The organism is Clostridium sulfidigenes (assembly GCF_000732635.1).
GTDB classification, from domain to species: Bacteria; Bacillota; Clostridia; order Clostridiales; family Clostridiaceae; genus Clostridium_J; species Clostridium_J sulfidigenes.
The window spans coordinates 46,105-65,165 of sequence record NZ_JPMD01000022.1 but is presented as its reverse complement, the minus strand read 5'-3'; the positions used below and the strand labels follow the sequence as shown (position 1 = coordinate 65,165).

Below are 19,061 nucleotides of genomic sequence, written 5' to 3'. Positions count from 1 at the left end.
AATAAAAAATACATAACAAATGAAGCCATATTTTAAACAAGGAGGTTTTTGAAGTATGGATATAATGGATGATGTGAAAGAGCGACTTTCAATCTTTAAAAATATATATGATATGATAAGAATAATTAATCCCAATAATAATAAAATTTTATCAACAGATAACAATACTATAAATACTGATACACATTGCTATGATTTATGGAATAGGAATGGTATATGTGAAAATTGTATTTCTAAACAAGCATATGAAAGCAATGAAACAGTAGTAAAAATAGAGTATAACAAAAACAGGATTTTTCTAGTTATGGCTTCTCCTATAAATATTGGCAAGGAAACCTATATAGTTGAGTTAGTGAAGGATATATCAAAAGGAGGAGCTATTATAGATAGAGAGAGGGAATTTGCAGAATCTATTGAGAAGTTTTTGAAAAATATACAAGAAACTACCCTAATAGATGATCTTACAGGTGTATATAATAGAAGGTACATAAGAGAGCGATTAGAAGTTGATGTTGAGAAATCTATAAGGGAACAAAAATCTATGTCTGTTATAATGGCAGATATAGATTATTTTAAGGAAATTAATGATACCTATGGTCATATAGTTGGAGATAATGTATTAAAAGATTTTACGAGAATTGCTTCAAAATATATTAGAAGCAATGAAAGTGATTGGATTGGACGTTATGGTGGAGAAGAATTTTTAATTGTTTTAAATGATACAGATGAAGATAAAGCAGAAATTATTGCAGAAAGAATTAGGAAGAATTTAGAGGAAACGACCCTTGAACATAAAGGAAATAAGTTTAGTATAACCTGTAGTTTCGGAGTATATGGCTTTAGGGATTTAGATATGAATACCGAAGATATAATACATAGAGCAGATATAAACCTTTATGAGGCTAAGGAAAAGGGGAGGAATACTACCGTTGTTAATAAAAATAGGTTAAGAGATTAATAAAATTATAAAAAGTTTATGATTATTATTTTAAAGTACATAACAAAGAAAAGATATGAATTTATTAAATTAAGGGGTGTTAATAAATTCATATCTTTTTAATTTAAGACTAAGCTTTATAACTAACTACTATAAATAGCTATTTAGTAATCACATTGCGATTAATCCAATCTAGTCTGTCTACTATATTTAACTTTTGTGTACATAGAGTTTCACATTTTTTACAGCCAATGCAATCACTAGGAGCCATATCTTTCTCAAAGTCAATATCGCCATATTTAGAGAGTAATTCATACATTTCTTTTATACCATTAATCCCTTTTAATACGTAATAATTATATAAATCCATATATTTAGGAATATTAATACCTTTAGGACAATGTTTGCAATATTGACAAGTTGTACATAGTTGATTCATATCTTGCCTAAGAGAAGATTTTAAAGTTTCTATTTGAGAGTTTTTGAGAATAGTAAGGTTTTTAACAGCATCTACATTATGCTTAACTTCTTCCTTACTACCCATACCAGATAGAGTTACTGAAATACATTCATGAGAAGCATTAAAACGCAGCGCTGCTTGTACAACACTTTCATTTTGATTTTGTTTTACAAATGAAAAATATTCTTGATTTTCAGGAATTAATCCACCACCTAAAGGGTTCATGGTTGCTACTCCTAGACCATGCTGATGAGCAGCTAAAATACCTTCTTGTCGATACGGAAAGTTTAAAATGTTGTACCCTAAGGTTACTCCTTCAAAATAACCTTCTTCTACCATAATTCTAATTTCTTCACCAGAAGCATGGGTAGAAAATACTAGGTGGTCTATTAAGCCTTCCTCCTTAGCTTTAAGGGCTCCCCAATAAGGACCACCTTTGGCCATAACTTTTTTATAGTGATTAAGGTCCATAATACACCACATGTGATGAAAGTTAATTTTGTCTATACCAAGTCTTTTGAGTGAGTTTTCTATTCTACGCCTTACTGAATCTGCATCTGGTTCACTACCAAGACTGCTTTTAGTAGATACATAGAATTCACCAGACATATTTTTAAAAGCTTCTCCAAAGATATCTTCACTTCTATCATTGCAATAGTTAGGTGCAGTATCAAAGTAATTTATACCAAGGCTATTTGCATACCTAACTATTTCAGCTCCTTCTTCAATGGAACAATCATCTTTAAATCTCATTCCACCAAAGCCGAGGGCAGAAACCATTTTACCAGTTTTACCATAGGGTTTATAAATCATTTTGGACACTCCTTTAATTCTCTATTTTTAATAAATGTATCAATTATATTAAATCCTTCTTCAGGATTTATTGTGCCAGACAAAGATGCTTCCATAGGACATTGCCCATCTTTTTTACGATTATTTATATAAGGAACTATTTCTTCGTAGTCAAATTTAATATTATGGGAATTTAAAATATCTATAGCGCCTTGACTAATTATTTGTGTGTAGATATATTCCACACCACCATAAATAGCCATCAGAGCAACTGCCTTTCCAACAATTTTATCGCCCATTATTAATGGTATAGGAGACACTCCATTTTCTTTGATATATTTATATATAGGGCTTACACCTTTATCAAAGGAAGTCATCACAGTTTTTTCTTTGCTCATAAGGATACAGCTATATTTATATTCTTCAAGTAAAGCTTTTATACGGGTTTTCATTTTAATACGCCTCCAAATTTATTGAGTCATTAAGTTTTTAGTATATGGTAGCTTACATAACAAATAGAGAATTGGTGGGATAATTAGCATTTGAAGTATTATTCCGGGAATACCTTGAGTTATTGCTATAGATATACCCATAGCAGGAGGAAGAAAAATTCCCAAAAATTTTGTAGCAACGACAAAAACTAAACCTCTAGTTATTCTACCTGCAATCATAGATACAATAAGTGATACATATATGTTGAATTTAAATTTCTTAAATATAAGACCTGTAAATAATCCATAAGTACCTAGTTCAACTATCATAAGATATAACATAGGTATTGCAGGCATTATTCCTCCAGTATATAAAAAGCTACAAATAGGACTTAAAATTCCAATTATTAATCCGGTAATAGGACCAAGGATAAATCCAGCAATTAAAACTGGGATATGCATAGGAAGAAGTGTTGTTCCAATACCGGGACCTCCCACTAAATGAAATAATTGGGGAAGTAAAATGCTGCAAGCAATTAAAAGTCCACTGTAAACTATTTGTTTTGTTTTCAATTTTATCACACCTTTTCAATAATTATTTTTGGACTCTAAGTAATTATACCATTATAAGTAAATGTACTTCTATAATTATTTTTAAAATTATGAATATTAAATTAGTAATTTGATATAAAGTATAATAAAAGGTGTTAAAGCAAGTAATTTAACTCCTTTTGTCTACTGAACTTAAAATCATACTTAAATAAATTTCTCTATGTTATCGGTAAAGATACCATCACATCCAATTTTATCAAGGTGATTGGCTATAAATGGTTTATTTACGGTGTAGGTGAATACTTTTAAGTTATTATTATGAGCCAATTTGATTAAAGGCTCATTTACTAAATAAACATTAGGATTTAAAGAATAAGCACCTAGATTTTTAGCATAGGCAATTATATTATCAATTTTTCTATCAATTAGCACACCTAATTTTATATTTTTATCTATAGACTTACATATTTCAAGGGAAGTGTGATTAAAACTAGAAAGTAATACATGGTTTTCAATACCATAGTTTTTTATTAAATCAATCACGTCTTTTTCTATATTTTTATAGTGAATAACATCAGTTTTAAGTTCTATATTTATAAGGACTTTACTAGGTTTAAGTAACTCTAAGACCTTGTATAAAGTTGGAATCTTGCATAACTTGCTATTTTCATAATCAATATTTTTAGATTTGAAGGAACTAATTTCTTCGAGGGTTAAGTCTTTTATAAGTCCTTTACCCTGAAAGGTTCTTGCAACATCTTCATCATGAATAACTACTAGTTTATTATCCTTTGTTTTATGAACATCTAGTTCAATTGCTTTTGCACCTGCAATAATAGCCTTATGAAAGGCAAGCAAAGTATTCTCAGGATAATTTTTGCTAGCACCTCTATGAGCAAAATAAATCATAATTTATACACCTCCGTATATAAATATATTACTACAGTTGAACAAAGGTGTTAATATGTGATAAAAGAATAATATATTAAAATATATTAAAAAAGTAATGGGGAATTTCCCCATTACTTAAGGATAGGTTATAATTTTAATTTATATGAGGGCTTTGAAATCCTTCTCTCTTAATAGAGTGCTTTTTAGCAGTTCTATTATGATTTTTTCCTGTCTCACTAGTAATTGGTGTTTGATAATTACATTTTTCCATTCTAGCTTGTTTGTTATCTGGTTGACTATCCTTTGTCATAAGAATTCCTCCTAAAAAAATAAATTTGAATATAATTTTAGTGTGGTTTATTTTGTGTATTTTATTATAGGAAATTAAAGGAGTGTAAAATAAATGAAAAGTAATAGAAATATTTTCAAGACAATTAGTAAATTAACAAAGGTTATAATGATCGTCGTAGTTATTTGCACATCAAATATTTTATTCTATGGATGTAGCTTTATAAGTAAAGAATCAAAGTATAATAATAAAATAGATATAGAAGATAAGTCTAATAAGGATTTGAAAAATAATAATATGGTAGAAGAATTCGGTGAAGAGGAGCCTCAAGTTGACCCAATACAAGATGAAATAGATGCTATGTCATTAGAGGAAAAAGTAGGTCAGCTGTTTATTGTTGGATTTGATGGTTATGAAGTGGATGATAATATTATTGGTTTAATAAAAAATAAAAAAGTAGGAGGGATAATATTATTTAGTAAAAATATTAACACTGTAAGTGGAACAAAAAAATTAATAGAAAGTTTGAATGGGTTAAATAATGAAAACAAGGTTAAACTTTTTATGTCAGTGGATGAAGAAGGTGGAGTTGTAAGTAGAATTCCTAAGGAAATGGGACGTTTTGAATCTGCATGGGATGTAGGAGCTACTGGAGATTTAAATTATGCTTTTGAACATGGAAAAGCTATAGGTGAAACTATAAAGTCTTTAGGTTTTAATCTTGACTTCGCACCTGTGCTAGATGTGAATTCTAATCCTAATAATCCAGTTATAGGTAATAGAGCATTTTCAGATGATCCTGAAATTGTTAAGAAAATGGGAACGGAAGTATATAAAGGTTTGAAGAGTGCAAGTGTTTTAGGAGTAGGAAAGCATTTCCCAGGACATGGGGATACAGATGCTGACTCTCATGTAGGGGTGCCAGTTATAAATAAATCCCTTGATGAATTAAAAAATTTAGAGTTAATTCCATTTAAATATGCAATAGATAATGGTGTTGAAATGATAATGGTAGGTCATTTATACTTACCTCAATTAGATAAGGATTACGTAGCAAGTATATCTGAAAATATTGTCACAAAGCTTTTAAGGGAAGAGTTAGGATTTAATGGAGTAGTTGTTACAGATGATATGATTATGGAGGGAGTTAAAGGCAAGTATCCAACTAATGAATCAGCGGTTAAAGCTATAGAAGCAGGTAATGACATAATAATAGTATCATCAGGTATACATGATCAAAATAGTGCCATAGATGGAGTAGTAGAAGCTGTTAGAAATGGTATCATTACTGAAAAAAGAATTAATGAGAGTGTTTATAGAATTTTAAAACTAAAAAATACAATTTCTAGACATTGAATTACTTATATAATTGTGATATAAGTAATTATGGGCAGTATAGGAATAACTGCACCTATAATTTGATTATATCTTTAAATTAGAATATATAGATTGAAAAATAATATTCTAATTTGTATATAGCTATTATTCTCTAGGGAAAACAGCTATAAAGGAAAAGTTTTACGGACAGCTCATATCTTTTAGAATGAGACTTAGATAACAAATTACTTCACATGATTTTTAGTTTTAAATTTCAGTTAATATTTATGTATTGTTTTAATATTAACTTAGAAAACAGATAAAGTGAGGAGTGATTGTTATAAAATTTGGATTCATTGGAGCCGGGAAGGTTGGTTTTTCGCTAGGGAAATACTTTAAAGAGAATGGTATCTTACTTATTGGATATTATAGTAGGAATCATAGCTCAGCTAAGGAAGCCGCAGAATTTACTGGCACAAAATCTTTCATAAACTTAAAGGAGTTAATGAAAGAAAGTGATGTGATTTTTATTACTACCCCAGATGGAGAAATTCAGGGGGTTTGGAATGAGCTTAAAGAGTTGTCTATAAAAAATAAATTAATATGCCACTGTAGTGGTTTGTTATCTTCGGAAATCTTTTCAGATATAAGCAGGTTTGGTGCTTACCCATATTCTATACATCCTATGTTTGCCATATCAGACAAATATAATTCCTATAAAAATTTTAAAAAAGCTTTTATAACTATTGAGGGACATGAAAAATATATTGATAAATTAGCTGGAATTTTTCGTTCTCTAGGTAATTCGGTAAAAATTATTGAAAAAGAAAGTAAGAGTTTATATCACTTAGCATCGGTTATTAGCAGTAACTTGGTTCTAGGGCTTATTAATAATGGTGTAAATTATCTTAAACAGTGTGGTTTTAGTGAAGATTTAGCCATCGAAGCCTTATATCCTCTTATAACCAATAATATAGAGAATATAAAATCTTCAGGAATGGTAAAAAGCCTTACAGGACCATTGGAAAGAGGGGATTTATCTACCATGAAGGCTCATATAGCTTGTTTAAGTGAGGAAGATAAAGTTTTATATAGGATGTTAAATAATAATTTGTTAAAGGTGGCAAAGAAAAAAAAATAAAAATAGAGATTATAGTGAGATTGAAGAATTTCTAGGAGAGGAAAAATAAAATGAAAAATACGGCTATAACATTTAGAGAAGCAAAGGCAAAGGGTGAAAAAATAACTATGCTTACTGCCTATGACTATTCCATGGCTAAGATTATTGATAATTCAGGGATTAATGGTATTTTAGTTGGAGATTCAGTAGGGATGGTGTGTCTTGGTTATGAGGATACAATTTCAGTAACTATGGAGGATATGATTCATCATACAAGGGCCGTAGCAAGAGGAACAGAAAATGCTTTAGTAGTTGCAGATATGCCATTTATGTCTTATCAAACTTCTGTTTATGACGCTGTTTTTAATGCGGGACGCCTTATGAAAGAGGGACGTGCTCAATGCGTAAAACTAGAAGGTGGAGTAGATATGTGCGATAGAATTGAAGCTATAACTAAAGCGTCTATTCCTGTAATGGCACATATAGGATTAACCCCTCAATCAGTAAATTCCTTAGGGGGATTTAAGGTGCAGGGAAAAAGTGAAGAAGCGGCTAAAGAACTTATTGAAGCAGCAAAAGCGGTAGAAAAAGCTGGTGCATTTTCAGTGGTCTTAGAGTGTGTTCCAGCTAAGTTATCAGAGATAATTAGCAAAGAAATATCAATTCCAACAATAGGTATTGGAGCAGGAGCTAGTTGCGATGGGCAAATTCTTGTATATCAAGATATGTTAGGAATGTTTAATGATTTTACACCTAAGTTTGTTAAGAAATATGCGGATTTAGGAGCTACAATGACAGAAGCTTTTAAAGCCTATATTGAAGATGTAAGTAAGGGAATTTTTCCAGCACTAGAGCATGGATTTAAAATAAGTGAAGAAGTTATATCTAAACTATATTAAAAGTAAACTCAGTGCTGAGTGAATTAATAAAATTAAACTAAAAAGAAGGTAAAATTATGGAAATATTAAATGATGTAATAAAAGTAAGAGAAGTAGTTAAAGGGTGGAAGGCTCAAGGTTTAAAAGTAGGATTAGTTCCAACTATGGGTTATTTACATGAAGGTCATGAAAGTTTGATTAAAAAGGCTGTATCAGAAAATGATAGAGTAGTAGTTAGTGTTTTTGTAAACCCAACTCAATTTGGACCTAATGAAGATTTAGATAAATATCCTAGAGATTTAGAAAGGGATTCAAAACTTTGTGAAAATGCTGGAGCAAGTTTAATATTTCATCCAGAAAGTGAAGATATGTATTATAAAGATGCTTCAACTTTTGTAGAGGTAGGTGGTTTAACCACTGGACTTTGTGGAAGTAGTAGACCAACGCACTTTAGAGGAGTTTGCACTGTAGTTTCTAAGTTATTTAATATTATACCTGCCCATAGAGCATATTTTGGAGAAAAGGATGCTCAGCAATTAGCAGTTATAAAAAGAATGGTAAGAGATCTGAATTTTGATATTGAAGTAGTAGGATGTCCAATTATTAGAGAAACTGATGGACTTGCGAAGAGTTCAAGAAATATATATTTATCTCCAGAAGAAAGAAAGGCTGCATTAGTGCTTAATAAATCTCTTTCTATGGCTAAAAAACTATTAGAGGATGGAGAAAGAAATCCAGATAATATTAAAAAGCTAATTAGGGAAATTATAGAGAAAGAAGATTTAGCCAAAATAGATTATATAGAAGTGGTAAGCAGTGAAAGTCTAGAGATGGTAAAAGAGATTAAGGAGGATGTCCTAGTAGCATTGGCAGTGTACTTTAAAAAAGCAAGATTAATTGATAACTTTACTTATCACATATAATTAGGAGGAAAAACAATGACAATAACGATGTTAAAGGGAAAAATACACAGAGCTACTGTAGTCCAAGCTGAGCTTGATTATGTAGGGAGTATTACAGTAGATGAAGATTTACTTGATGCAGCAGGAATTCTAGAATATGAAAAGGTTCAAATTGTAGATATCAACAATGGAAGTAGATTTGAAACTTATACTATAGCAGGAGAAAGAGGTAGTGGTCTTATATGCCTTAATGGAGCGGCAGCTAGATGTGTTCAAGTAGGAGATAAGGTTATAATTATGAGTTATTGTGAAATGAATGGAGAAGAAGCCAAAGAACATAAACCAACAGTGGTTTTTGTAGATCATAGCAATAAAATAAAAGAAATTGCACATTATGAAAAACATGGTGAGCTTAAGTAAGTATAAACATATATAATTTCATATTTATTAGGAGTGTAGAAAGTTCATAAATCGAAATTAACTATTTATGAGCTTTTTCCATTCCTTTCTTTATAAATTTTAAAAATAAGGAATTAAATATATTGTAATTATAACTATGTTAAGGAATAATATAATTATATGGATATAAAAGGAGATGGTATTATATGAATATTTATGAACCACATAAGTCTTCTATAGGAAATATAGATGCTAATGTTATGGCGCTGATTGCTTACGGTGCAGCAATAGTAGTAATTTTTATTCCAGGAATAAAGATTATAGCATGGCTTGCTCCTATTGTAATTTATATTTTAGAAAAGGATAGCAGTTTTGTGAAGTTTCATGCTATGCAAGCTTTTTTAATAAATATTGTAGGTATTATATTTAGTTCTATTATATTTATGATTATAGGTGGTAGTATAGGATTAATGTTTTTTAGACCTCTAGCATATGGGGCCCTAGGTACTATATTACTATCAGCAATAATAACAGGTATAGTTGCTATAGTTATAACTATATTTGAAATTATTTCAATGGTAAAGTGTTATGAATATAAAGAATATGAAATTCCTCTTATAGGGTTAATGGCTAGAAAAATAGCATATAAAAAATATTAATATTGTATAATCTTTGAAATTCGTAGATTGATGATGATATTAAAAGGATTTTTAAGGATTATACTTAGATATACGAAATAAAATGGGATAATGATGAAAAGAAGACTTTTTTAATTTATGTATTTATAGTAAAATAAAGGTATTAACCCTTAAAAGAATAGGAGGATGATTATTATGAAAGTTATAGATGAAAATAATTTTGAAAATGAAGCAGGCAAAGGTTTAGTTTTAGTGGATTTCTTTGCTACTTGGTGTGGACCATGCCAAAGATTAACTCCAGTGTTAGAAGATATTCAAGGAGATTTTGATGGTAAAATTAAATTTTTAAAATCAGATATTGATGAAAGTAGATCTCTTGCTAAAAAATTCTCTGTTATGAGTGTACCTACTATGGTAGTACTTAAAGATGGAATTCCTGTAGATAGAATGGTAGGGTATATGTCTCCAGAAGATATTAAAGCTAAACTTCAAACTCATCTTTAAAAATAACAAATAAAAATCTCACCAAACTTGGTGGGATTTTTATTTATATTATAAAAGCAAAAGTGTAGCACATATATCAGATTTAAATGATTAGTTTTTAATGAAATTTAATAACCAACCTAGTAAATTAAATATTTTTTACATAAATATAAATATGAAAATGGTAGTAAATAAAAGAAAATGAAAGTAAATACTATATTTCAACGGGAAATTAAGAAAAAATATGATATACTATATTTGACACATATTCTAATGTGATATACTATATTGATATAAAGAGTATAACAATGAATTGCGGGGGTTCAATTATGATAAACGTTGGAATAAATGGATTCGGAAGAATCGGAAGAACTTTTTTAAGGATAGCATGTGAAAGTCCTGAGACGGATTTTAATATTGTAGCTATAAATGCTAGAGCAGATATAAAAACACTTGCACATTTATTTGTTTATGATTCATGCTTTGGTACCTTCAAAGGAGACGTTAAGACAACAGAGGATTCAATAATAATTAATAATAAAGAAATAAAGATAACAAGATGTGGATCACCAAAAGAAATTCCTTGGAAGGACTTAGAGGTTGATTTAGTTATAGAGTCTACTGGAAAATTTAAAACAAAAGAAGAACTTATGGATCATGTAAAAGCAGGAGCTAAGAAAGTTATATTAACAGCGCCAGGTAAAGATGAAGATATAACAGTAGTAATGGGTGTAAATGATTCTGATTTAGATTTATCACAACATACAATCATATCAAATGCATCATGTACTACTAATTGTCTAGCACCTGTAGCTAAAGTAATAGATGATAAATTTGGAATTAAAAAAGGATTTATAACTACAGTTCACTCTTATACAAATGATCAACAAATCCTTGATAAGAGCCATAAAGATTTAAGAAGAGCAAGAGCGGCAGGGGAATCTATAGTGCCAACTACAACTGGAGCTGCAAAAGCGGTTGCAAAAGTATTACCACAATTAAAGGGTAGATTAGATGGATTTGCATTAAGAGTTCCAACAGCTGCTGTATCTATCACAGATTTAGTTTGTGAAGTGGAAAAAGAAACTACAGTAGATGAAATAAATAGAGTAATTAAAGAAGCATCTGAAAATGAACTTAAGGGAATATTAGGATTATGTGAATTACCTTTAGTATCTGTAGACTTTAAAGGAGATAGCAGATCTTCTATAGTAGATGGATTATCAACTATGGTAAATGGTAACATGATTAAGATAGCATCTTGGTATGATAATGAGTGGGGATATTCAGCAAGAGTTGTTGATTTAGCTAACTACGTAGCACAGATGTTAAAGGAAGAGAAAGTTACTAAAATAGCTTAAGGTGTTAAGGGTTTTAAGTAACATTATAAATTAATTTAGCCAACTATTATAAAATACCAATATATTTAATTTAGAGTCAAGAGATTATTTTGTAAAAGAAATAGTCTCTTGATTCTTTTTATAGTATAATTAGACCTTGAGTTGAATTATAAATTTGAACTATATTTGAGTAGGTGATTAAATGTTAGAAAATAGATTTTTACCAATTTGTAAAGATGATATGTTAGAAAGACAATGGGAACAGTTGGATTTTATAATAGTAACAGGAGATGCATACATAGACCATCATAGTTTTGGTACTGCTATAATTTCTAGAGTTCTTGAAGATGCAGGATTTAAAGTAGGAATAATTCCTCAACCTGATTGGCATAGCACTGAAGATTTTATGAAGTTAGGAAGACCTAGATTAGGATTTTTAGTTAATGGTGGAAACATGGATTCCATGGTAAATCATTACACTGTAGCTAAAAGAGTTAGAGAAAAGGATCTTTATTCTCCAGGTGGAAAAATGGGTTTAAGACCGGATCGAGCTACTATTGTATACTGTAATAAAATTAGAGAAGCATATAAGAATATTCCAGTTATAATTGGTGGGGTAGAGGCTAGTCTTAGGAGATTTGCCCATTACGATTACTGGAGTGATAAGGTAAGAAAATCAATGTTAGTAGATAGTGGTGCTGATTTACTTATATATGGAATGAGTGAAAAGCAAATAGTAGAAGTGGCAAATTGTTTAAATGATGGATTAGAAGTTCAGTATATAAGACATGTGCCTGGAACATGCTATATGATAGATGACTTAGAATATGTAAGCGGGTATATTGAGATACCATCCTATAAAGCTGTATCTATAGATAAGATGGAGTATGCCAGAGCATTTAAGGTTCAATATGAAGAACAAGATCCAGTAAGAGGAAAGACTCTAGTACAAAAGCATGCCAATAGATATGTGGTACAAAATAGACCAGAAATGCCTCTAACTAGGGAAGAGTTAGACCATGTTTATGGATTGCCTTACACCAAAAATTATCATCCTTGTTATGAAGAAGCAGGTGGAATAGCTGCTATAGAAGAGGTTAAATTTAGTATAGTTAGTTCTAGAGGTTGCTTTGGAAATTGTTCTTTTTGTGCTATAACTTTCCATCAAGGAAGAATAGTTCAGAGTAGAAGTGAAGATTCTATTTTACAAGAAGTGGTAGAAATAACAAATCTACCTGATTTTAAAGGATATATTCATGATGTAGGAGGTCCTACTGCAAACTTTAGACGTCCAGCATGCAAAACTCAGCTTAAGCATGGTGCATGTAAGCATAAACAATGTTTATATCCAAAACCGTGTAAAAATATAGATGCAGATCATACTGAGTATTTAGAACTACTAAGAAAGGTAAGAGCTACTCCTAAGGTGAAAAAGGCATTTGTACGCTCAGGGTTACGTTATGATTATATAATGGCTGATAAAAATGATACCTTCTTTAAAGAACTTGTTGAACATCATGTAAGTGGACAATTAAAGGTAGCTCCAGAGCATGTTTGTGCTGATGTTTTAAAGTATATGGGAAAACCATCTGGGAAGACCTATGATAGATTTGTAGATAAGTTTTATAATCTTACTGAGCAAGTTGGAAAGAAGCAGTATATTATACCTTACTTAATGTCTAGTCATCCAGGTAGCACATTAGCATCAGCTATAGAGTTAGCAGAATATCTAAGAGATATTAATTATCAGCCAGAGCAAGTTCAGGACTTTTATCCAACACCTGGAACCTTATCTACAGCTATGTTCTATACAGGGGTAGATCCATTAACTATGAAAGAGATATATGTACCTAAGAGCAAGAGGGAAAAAGCAATGCAAAGAGCTCTTCTTCAATATAGAAACCCTAAAAAGTATGATATAGTATATGAAGCTTTAGTGGAAGCTGGAAGAGAAGATTTAATAGGAAATGGACCGAAGTGTTTAATAAGGCCTAAAACACAAGGAAAAAATCTTAACCATAGTGGAAATTACAGTAGACATAAAAAGGTTGGAAAAGAACATAGTAATAGTAAAACAGTTTTACCTAGAGGAAGTCATGGAAGAACTTCTTTAGAAAGAAAAAAGGGTAAAAACACTTCTACTAATAAGAGAAAATCTATGAAGAAAACTCGTCAGTAGTTAGAGGAAAGAAATAAGAAATAAGAAATAAGAAATAAGAAATAATTAAATAAAAATTTATTGTAAATATAAAATAAAAGTAATAATGATAGTAGATTTTCATTATTACTTTTATTTTTGATTAAAAAAATTTCATTATTGACAAAATAGTACGATGGTAGTACTATTTATTTAAAGATATAGTACGGAATTCGTACTAATTAAATTTTACGTTTAGCAAACAATAATATAGGTTGTAATCTATTGATTTAATAATTGAATTATGATGATTGTAGGATATAAGAAGATTTTAAAGGAGTAGGTGTAATGGAGGATAATGACAAGTTAATTGAAGAATTTTCGAATTTATGGAAAATGTTTTTGTCTTTTTCAAATCAACATAGGACTATGGAGGAATTTCCTAGGATAGAAAGACTTAATACTATGGAAATTAGTATTATAAGAATTGTCTATGATAGGGATGATATAATTTTAAAGGAAATTTGTAATATGTTAGACATACCTAAAAGTACTTTAACCAGCGCTATAGATAGGCTAGAAAGACTTAATTATGTGAATAGAACTATTAGTAAGAGAGACAGAAGATCCTATGGATTACAACTTACAGATGAAGGCAAGGAAGTGAAAAATGAACATATAGCTTTTGAAAGAAAATTGTATGGATATGTTTTAAATGCCTTAGACACAAATGATGAAAGAGAAGAATTTTTAAAGCTATTTAGAAAGATAGTTAATAATATTTAAGTTTTATGAAAGGAGAAATGCTACTTAATTAGATATAAAATTGGAGTAGCAGGTGATGTTATGGAGACAGAAAAATTAACAATAAGAGTTCAACAAAGTTTAAATGATGCCTATGAGGAAGCAGTAAGAAATAATCATCAACAAGTAGATATTATTCATTTATTCTCTGCACTTCTAAATCAAAGAGATGGATTAATACCTAATGTCCTTGAAAAAATGGGTGTGGATGTTGAAGGAATTAAAAGAAAAGTAAATTTAGAGCTAGAGAAAATGCCTAAAGTATTAGGAGAAGGAGCTCGTTCATCTGGAGTTACTGCCACTAGAAGAATCAATGAAGTTTTAGTTAAGGCTCAAGATATATCAGAGAAATTTCATGATTCCTATATAAGTGTAGAACACATAATGATGGCTATCATGGAGGTTGATGCAAAAGGTATATCAGGGAAAATACTTAAGGAATATGGCATAGATAAAGAAAAATTTATGGAAGTGTTATCTCAGGTTAGGGGAAATCAAAGGGTAGATACTAATGATCCAGAGGGAACTTATGATGCTCTTGCTAAGTATGGAACGAATTTAATTGACCTTGCTAAGGAACATAAATTAGATCCTGTAATAGGAAGAGATGAAGAGATAAGACGTGTAATTAGAATTTTATCAAGAAGAACTAAAAACAATCCAGTGCTTATTGGTGAGCCTGGAGTAGGTAAGACTGCCATAGTTGAAGGTTTGGCAGAAAGAATTGTACGTGGAGATGTACCAGAAGGATTAAAAGACAGGATAATTTTTTCTTTAGATATGGGAGCTTTAATTGCAGGAGCTAAATATAGAGGTGAATTTGAAGAAAGACTTAAAGCTGTATTAAAGGAAGTTAAGAGTTCTGATGGGAAGATAATATTATTTATAGATGAAATTCATACAATTGTAGGTGCTGGAAAAACTGACGGAGCTATGGATGCAGGGAATCTTATAAAGCCTATGCTAGCAAGGGGAGAATTACATTGTATTGGAGCTACTACTTTTGATGAATATAGACAATATATAGAAAAAGACAAAGCATTAGAGAGAAGATTTCAACCAGTTATTGCAGAAGAGCCTACAGTACAAGATACAATTTCAATATTAAGAGGACTTAAGGAAAGATTTGAAATACACCATGGAGTTAGAATCCATGATTCAGCTATAGTAACAGCAGCAAAATTATCTGATAGGTATATTCAAGATAGGTTTTTACCAGACAAAGCCATAGATTTAATTGATGAAGCTGGGGCTATGATAAGAAGTGAAATAGATTCTCTTCCTACAGAACTTGATATGGTTAGAAGAAAGCTATTTACATTAGAAACTGAAAGAGAAGCTCTACTTAAAGAAAGTGATGAAGCATCTCAAAAGAGACTTGAACAACTTCAAAAGGAGTTAGCGGAATTAAAAGAAAAAAATGATGAAATGACTGCTAAATATGAACAAGAAAAAAGTAAGATTCTTGAAGTTAGAACTTTGAAAGAGCAATTGGATGAGGCTAGAGGTAAGGTTGAAAGGTATGAGAGAGAATATGATTTAAATAGTGCTGCAGAACTAAAATATGGGGTTATACCACGTCTTGAAGAAGAAATAAAAGAAAAAGAAGAAAGTATGCACAATAATTATGAAACAGCCCTTCTCAAAGAAGAGGTTACAGAAGAAGAAATTTCTCAAATTGTATCTAAGTGGACTGGAATTCCAGTAACACGATTAGTAGAAGGGGAAAGAGAAAAACTATTAAGATTAGAGGAGGAACTTAGCAATAGGGTAATAGGTCAAGATGAAGCAGTAACAGCTGTTGCTAATGCCGTAATTAGGGCTAGAGCAGGGATGAAAGATGAAAATAAGCCTATTGGTTCATTCATTTTCCTAGGGCCTACAGGGGTAGGTAAAACAGAACTGGCTAAAACTTTAGCGAGAAATTTATTTGATAGTGAAGAAAATATTATAAGAATTGATATGTCAGAGTACATGGAAAAATATTCAGTATCAAGACTTATAGGAGCGCCTCCAGGATATGTAGGTTATGAAGAAGGGGGGCAATTAACTGAAGCTGTAAGAAGAAATCCATATTCAGTAGTTTTATTTGATGAGATAGAAAAGGCTCATGAAGATGTATTTAACGTATTTCTACAAATATTAGATGATGGAAGACTCACTGATAATAAGGGCAAAACTATAGACTTTAAAAATACTATAATAATTATGACTTCTAATATAGGTAGTAGTCATCTACTAGAGGATAGTGGTGTGATTACTGAAAAAACTAAAGCTTTAGTAATGAGTGAAATGAAGAGTAGGTTCAAGCCAGAATTTTTAAACCGTGTAGATGATATTATAATGTTTAAACCACTAAATATTGAAGGTATAAAGAAAATTATTGATATATTTATTGACCATGTTAAAAGAAGATTATATGACAAAAATATAGGTTTAGAAATTACTGACCTAGCTAAGGAGATTTTAGCAACAGAAGGCTATGATCCAGTTTATGGGGCAAGACCACTAAAAAGATATATTGGAAATGTTTTAGAAACCATGATTGCAAAAAAAATTATAGCTGGGGAAGTTTACGATGGATGCAATATTTTAGTAGATGGTAAGGATGAGCAAATAGTATTTGAAATAAGTAATAAAGGGATTACTACTGTATAAATAAAGATAAAATAAAATATTTATATAATTACTTGCATTATACGTAAAGTGTATGTTATACTGAGTAAGTGGTTAAACACAAATAAAATTGAAATAAAGATTTAACATATATAATAATTTTCTCCAATTCGAGGATTTGTTAATAATAGGTGGATCTTTAAAATGGAGGAATTGTAAATGGCAGATAGAACATTAACATGCAGAGATTGCGGAAACGAATTCGTATTCACAGAGGGAGAGCAAGCTTTCTACGCTGAAAAAGGATTCGAAAATGAGCCAACTAGATGTGCTGATTGCAGAAGAGCAAGAAAAGCAGAAAGAAATAGAAGATAATTAATATTTAATATTTCAATGAAAGCTATAAGAAGTGATTCTTATAGCTTTTATTTTTGAGCTATATAGAATTAACTATTTATATAAAAAGTATTAATGTATAAAATTTTAAAAATAAGTAGAAATATATATATAAGTCTAATATGATGTGAGATAGGAATAATGATTAGATATTAATTAGATACAAGGAGAAAGTTATGGAAAGTGGATTTAACAAATATAATTTAAATGAAAACATATTACAGGCTCTAAACAATCTAGGGTTTGAAAATCCTTCTGAAGTTCAAGATAAAACAATACCAAGTCTTTTGGATGGAGAAGATATTATAGTAAAATCACAAACTGGAAGTGGGAAAACAGCGAGCTTTGGAGTTCCTATTTGTAATGAAGTTAGGGTAGAAGAGGGAAAAATAACAGCATTAGTTCTAGTTCCCACAAGAGAACTTGCATTACAGGTTAAAGATGATATATCCAATATAGGGAGAATAAAAAAAGTTAGATGTGCTGCTGTTTTTGGAAAGCAGCCTTTTAATGAGCAGGTTAGAGAACTTAAGCAGAGGGTACATATAGTAATAGGAACACCTGGGAGGATAAGTGACCATATGAATAGAGGGAACTTAAACTTTAAGGATTTAACATATGTAATCATTGATGAAGCAGATAAAATGCTAAATATGGGTTTTATAGATCAGATAAGTGATATATTAGATAGACTACCGAAAAAAAGGACAACAGCTCTATTTTCTGCAACAATACCAGAAAGTATCGAGGAGCTATGCACTAATTATATGATAAACCCTAGATTTTTAGAAATAGAATCCAAGATATTTAATCGCAATAAAATAAAAGAATCATATTTAAATGTTGAACATAAAGATAAGTTTAAAGCCTTATGGAAGAACTTATATGCATGCACACCGGATGCAGCTATAGTATTTTGTAATACCAAAGATAAAGTTAAAAAAGTGTATGAAGAATTAAAGTCAGAGGGAATTTCAGTAGAACAACTACATGGAGATATGGAACAAAAAATAAGGATTGAAACTATGGAAAGGTTCAAGAATGAGGAATTTAAAGTACTGGTTGCTACGGATATTGCAGCAAGAGGGATTCATGTAGATAATATAACTCATGTATTTAATTATGAAGTTCCAATGGAAAGGGAAAGTTATGTTCATAGAATAGGTAGAACAGGAAGAGCCGGACGGGAAGGAACAGCTATAACTTTAGTTTCTGAATATGAAAAGAAGTATTTGACTTCTATAGAAGAATACTTAGGGTATAGTATTAAAAAGGGGGATTTCCCAAGTGATTTAGAGATTAAAGAAGGTAAGAGTGTATTTAAGGAGAGTCAGAAAGAACTTAAAGTAGGACAGAGAAATAAAAAGAAAGTAATTCATAAAGATATCTTAAAAGTATACATCGGGGCTGGTAAAAAAAAGAAAATAAGGAATATAGATATAGTGGGAGCTCTTAGTAATCTTCCAGATTTGAATGGAGACGATATTGGTATAATAGATATACAAGATAATATTTCTTATGTAGATATACTGAATAATAAAGGTGAGAACTTCTTAAAAAAATATGGAGAGATAATTATTAAAGGTAAAAAAGTTAAAGTGCAAAAATCTAGGAAATAAAATTAAAATATATATTGAATTATTATTATCGCCATGATATACTAAAAGAGTAGTAAATAC

At 30.3% G+C, this 19,061-nt stretch carries 19 protein-coding genes; 14 read left to right on the top strand and 5 right to left on the bottom strand.

Features of this window, described 5'->3' with window-relative positions; translation table 11 throughout:
- The first annotated feature begins 55 nt into the window (after positions 1-55).
- A complete protein-coding gene (locus IO99_RS09105) occupies positions 56-958 on the top strand; it encodes a GGDEF domain-containing protein (RefSeq protein WP_035132622.1) in 903 nt (300 codons plus the stop codon).
- A gap of 139 nt (positions 959-1,097) precedes the next feature.
- Here the strand turns inward: IO99_RS09105 and IO99_RS09100 are convergent, their stop codons facing one another.
- From IO99_RS09100 to IO99_RS19320, 5 genes are all read right to left on the bottom strand, one after another.
- Positions 1,098-2,210 (bottom strand): aldo/keto reductase, encoded by a 1,113-nt coding sequence (locus IO99_RS09100; RefSeq protein ID WP_035132620.1) that lies wholly within the window; start codon positions 2,208-2,210, stop codon positions 1,098-1,100.
- Positions 2,207-2,641 carry a DUF1893 domain-containing protein gene (locus tag IO99_RS09095; protein WP_051824025.1) on the bottom strand — a complete coding sequence of 145 codons (435 nt, stop codon included), beginning with the start codon at positions 2,639-2,641 and terminating at the stop codon, positions 2,207-2,209. Before IO99_RS09095 ends, IO99_RS09100 begins: the two co-directional genes overlap by 4 nt.
- A gap of 18 nt (positions 2,642-2,659) precedes the next feature.
- The gene (locus IO99_RS09090) at positions 2,660-3,193 is read right to left on the bottom strand and encodes an ECF transporter S component (protein WP_051824024.1); all 534 of its coding nucleotides are present in this window, start codon (positions 3,191-3,193) and stop codon (positions 2,660-2,662) included.
- A 183-nt stretch (positions 3,194-3,376) separates the two neighbouring features.
- A complete protein-coding gene (locus IO99_RS09085; RefSeq protein WP_035132618.1) occupies positions 3,377-4,081 on the bottom strand; it encodes a glycerophosphodiester phosphodiesterase family protein in 705 nt (234 codons plus the stop codon).
- Between the two features lie 136 nt (positions 4,082-4,217).
- Entirely contained in the window at positions 4,218-4,373 is a 156-nt protein-coding gene (locus IO99_RS19320) for a hypothetical protein (RefSeq protein WP_167402876.1), read from the bottom strand.
- Between the two features lie 93 nt (positions 4,374-4,466).
- Between IO99_RS19320 and IO99_RS09080 the strand changes: the two genes are divergently transcribed.
- The 13 genes from IO99_RS09080 to IO99_RS09020 all read left to right on the top strand — a co-directional run bounded on the left by IO99_RS09080 (position 4,467) and on the right by IO99_RS09020 (position 19,001).
- A complete protein-coding gene (locus IO99_RS09080) occupies positions 4,467-5,708 on the top strand; it encodes a glycoside hydrolase family 3 protein (RefSeq protein WP_051824023.1) in 1,242 nt (413 codons plus the stop codon).
- A 292-nt stretch (positions 5,709-6,000) separates the two neighbouring features.
- Positions 6,001-6,810 carry a Rossmann-like and DUF2520 domain-containing protein gene (locus IO99_RS09075; protein WP_423219422.1) on the top strand — a complete coding sequence of 270 codons (810 nt, stop codon included), beginning with the start codon at positions 6,001-6,003 and terminating at the stop codon, positions 6,808-6,810.
- A gap of 50 nt (positions 6,811-6,860) precedes the next feature.
- On the top strand, positions 6,861-7,688 hold the full coding sequence (panB, locus tag IO99_RS09070; RefSeq protein WP_035132616.1) for a 3-methyl-2-oxobutanoate hydroxymethyltransferase: 828 nt from the start codon (positions 6,861-6,863) through the stop codon (positions 7,686-7,688).
- 56 nt (positions 7,689-7,744) lie between these two features.
- Positions 7,745-8,590, top strand: a complete 846-nt coding sequence (panC, locus tag IO99_RS09065) for a pantoate--beta-alanine ligase (RefSeq protein ID WP_035132614.1) — start codon at positions 7,745-7,747, stop codon at positions 8,588-8,590.
- A 15-nt stretch (positions 8,591-8,605) separates the two neighbouring features.
- Entirely contained in the window at positions 8,606-8,989 is a 384-nt protein-coding gene (gene panD / locus IO99_RS09060) for an aspartate 1-decarboxylase (RefSeq protein WP_035132612.1), read from the top strand.
- Positions 8,990-9,174: 185 nt separating this feature from the next.
- Positions 9,175-9,627, top strand: a complete 453-nt coding sequence (locus tag IO99_RS09055; protein ID WP_035132610.1) for a magnetosome magnetite crystal formation protein family — start codon at positions 9,175-9,177, stop codon at positions 9,625-9,627.
- A 174-nt stretch (positions 9,628-9,801) separates the two neighbouring features.
- A complete protein-coding gene (gene trxA, locus IO99_RS09050) occupies positions 9,802-10,110 on the top strand; it encodes a thioredoxin (RefSeq protein ID WP_156964322.1) in 309 nt (102 codons plus the stop codon).
- A 305-nt stretch (positions 10,111-10,415) separates the two neighbouring features.
- On the top strand, positions 10,416-11,450 hold the full coding sequence (gene gap / locus IO99_RS09045) for a type I glyceraldehyde-3-phosphate dehydrogenase (RefSeq protein ID WP_035132648.1): 1,035 nt from the start codon (positions 10,416-10,418) through the stop codon (positions 11,448-11,450).
- Positions 11,451-11,631: 181 nt separating this feature from the next.
- Entirely contained in the window at positions 11,632-13,608 is a 1,977-nt protein-coding gene (locus tag IO99_RS09040) for a YgiQ family radical SAM protein (RefSeq protein WP_035132606.1), read from the top strand.
- A gap of 306 nt (positions 13,609-13,914) precedes the next feature.
- Positions 13,915-14,352 carry a MarR family winged helix-turn-helix transcriptional regulator gene (locus IO99_RS09035; protein ID WP_035132604.1) on the top strand — a complete coding sequence of 146 codons (438 nt, stop codon included), beginning with the start codon at positions 13,915-13,917 and terminating at the stop codon, positions 14,350-14,352.
- A 60-nt stretch (positions 14,353-14,412) separates the two neighbouring features.
- Positions 14,413-17,028: an ATP-dependent chaperone ClpB gene (clpB, locus tag IO99_RS09030; RefSeq protein WP_035132602.1), complete on the top strand. Its 2,616-nt coding sequence runs from the start codon at positions 14,413-14,415 to the stop codon at positions 17,026-17,028.
- Positions 17,029-17,205: 177 nt separating this feature from the next.
- On the top strand, positions 17,206-17,361 hold the full coding sequence (locus IO99_RS09025; protein WP_035132601.1) for a zinc-ribbon domain-containing protein: 156 nt from the start codon (positions 17,206-17,208) through the stop codon (positions 17,359-17,361).
- Positions 17,362-17,558: 197 nt separating this feature from the next.
- Entirely contained in the window at positions 17,559-19,001 is a 1,443-nt protein-coding gene (locus tag IO99_RS09020) for a DEAD/DEAH box helicase (RefSeq protein ID WP_035132600.1), read from the top strand.
- Positions 19,002-19,061: the final 60 nt, after the last annotated feature.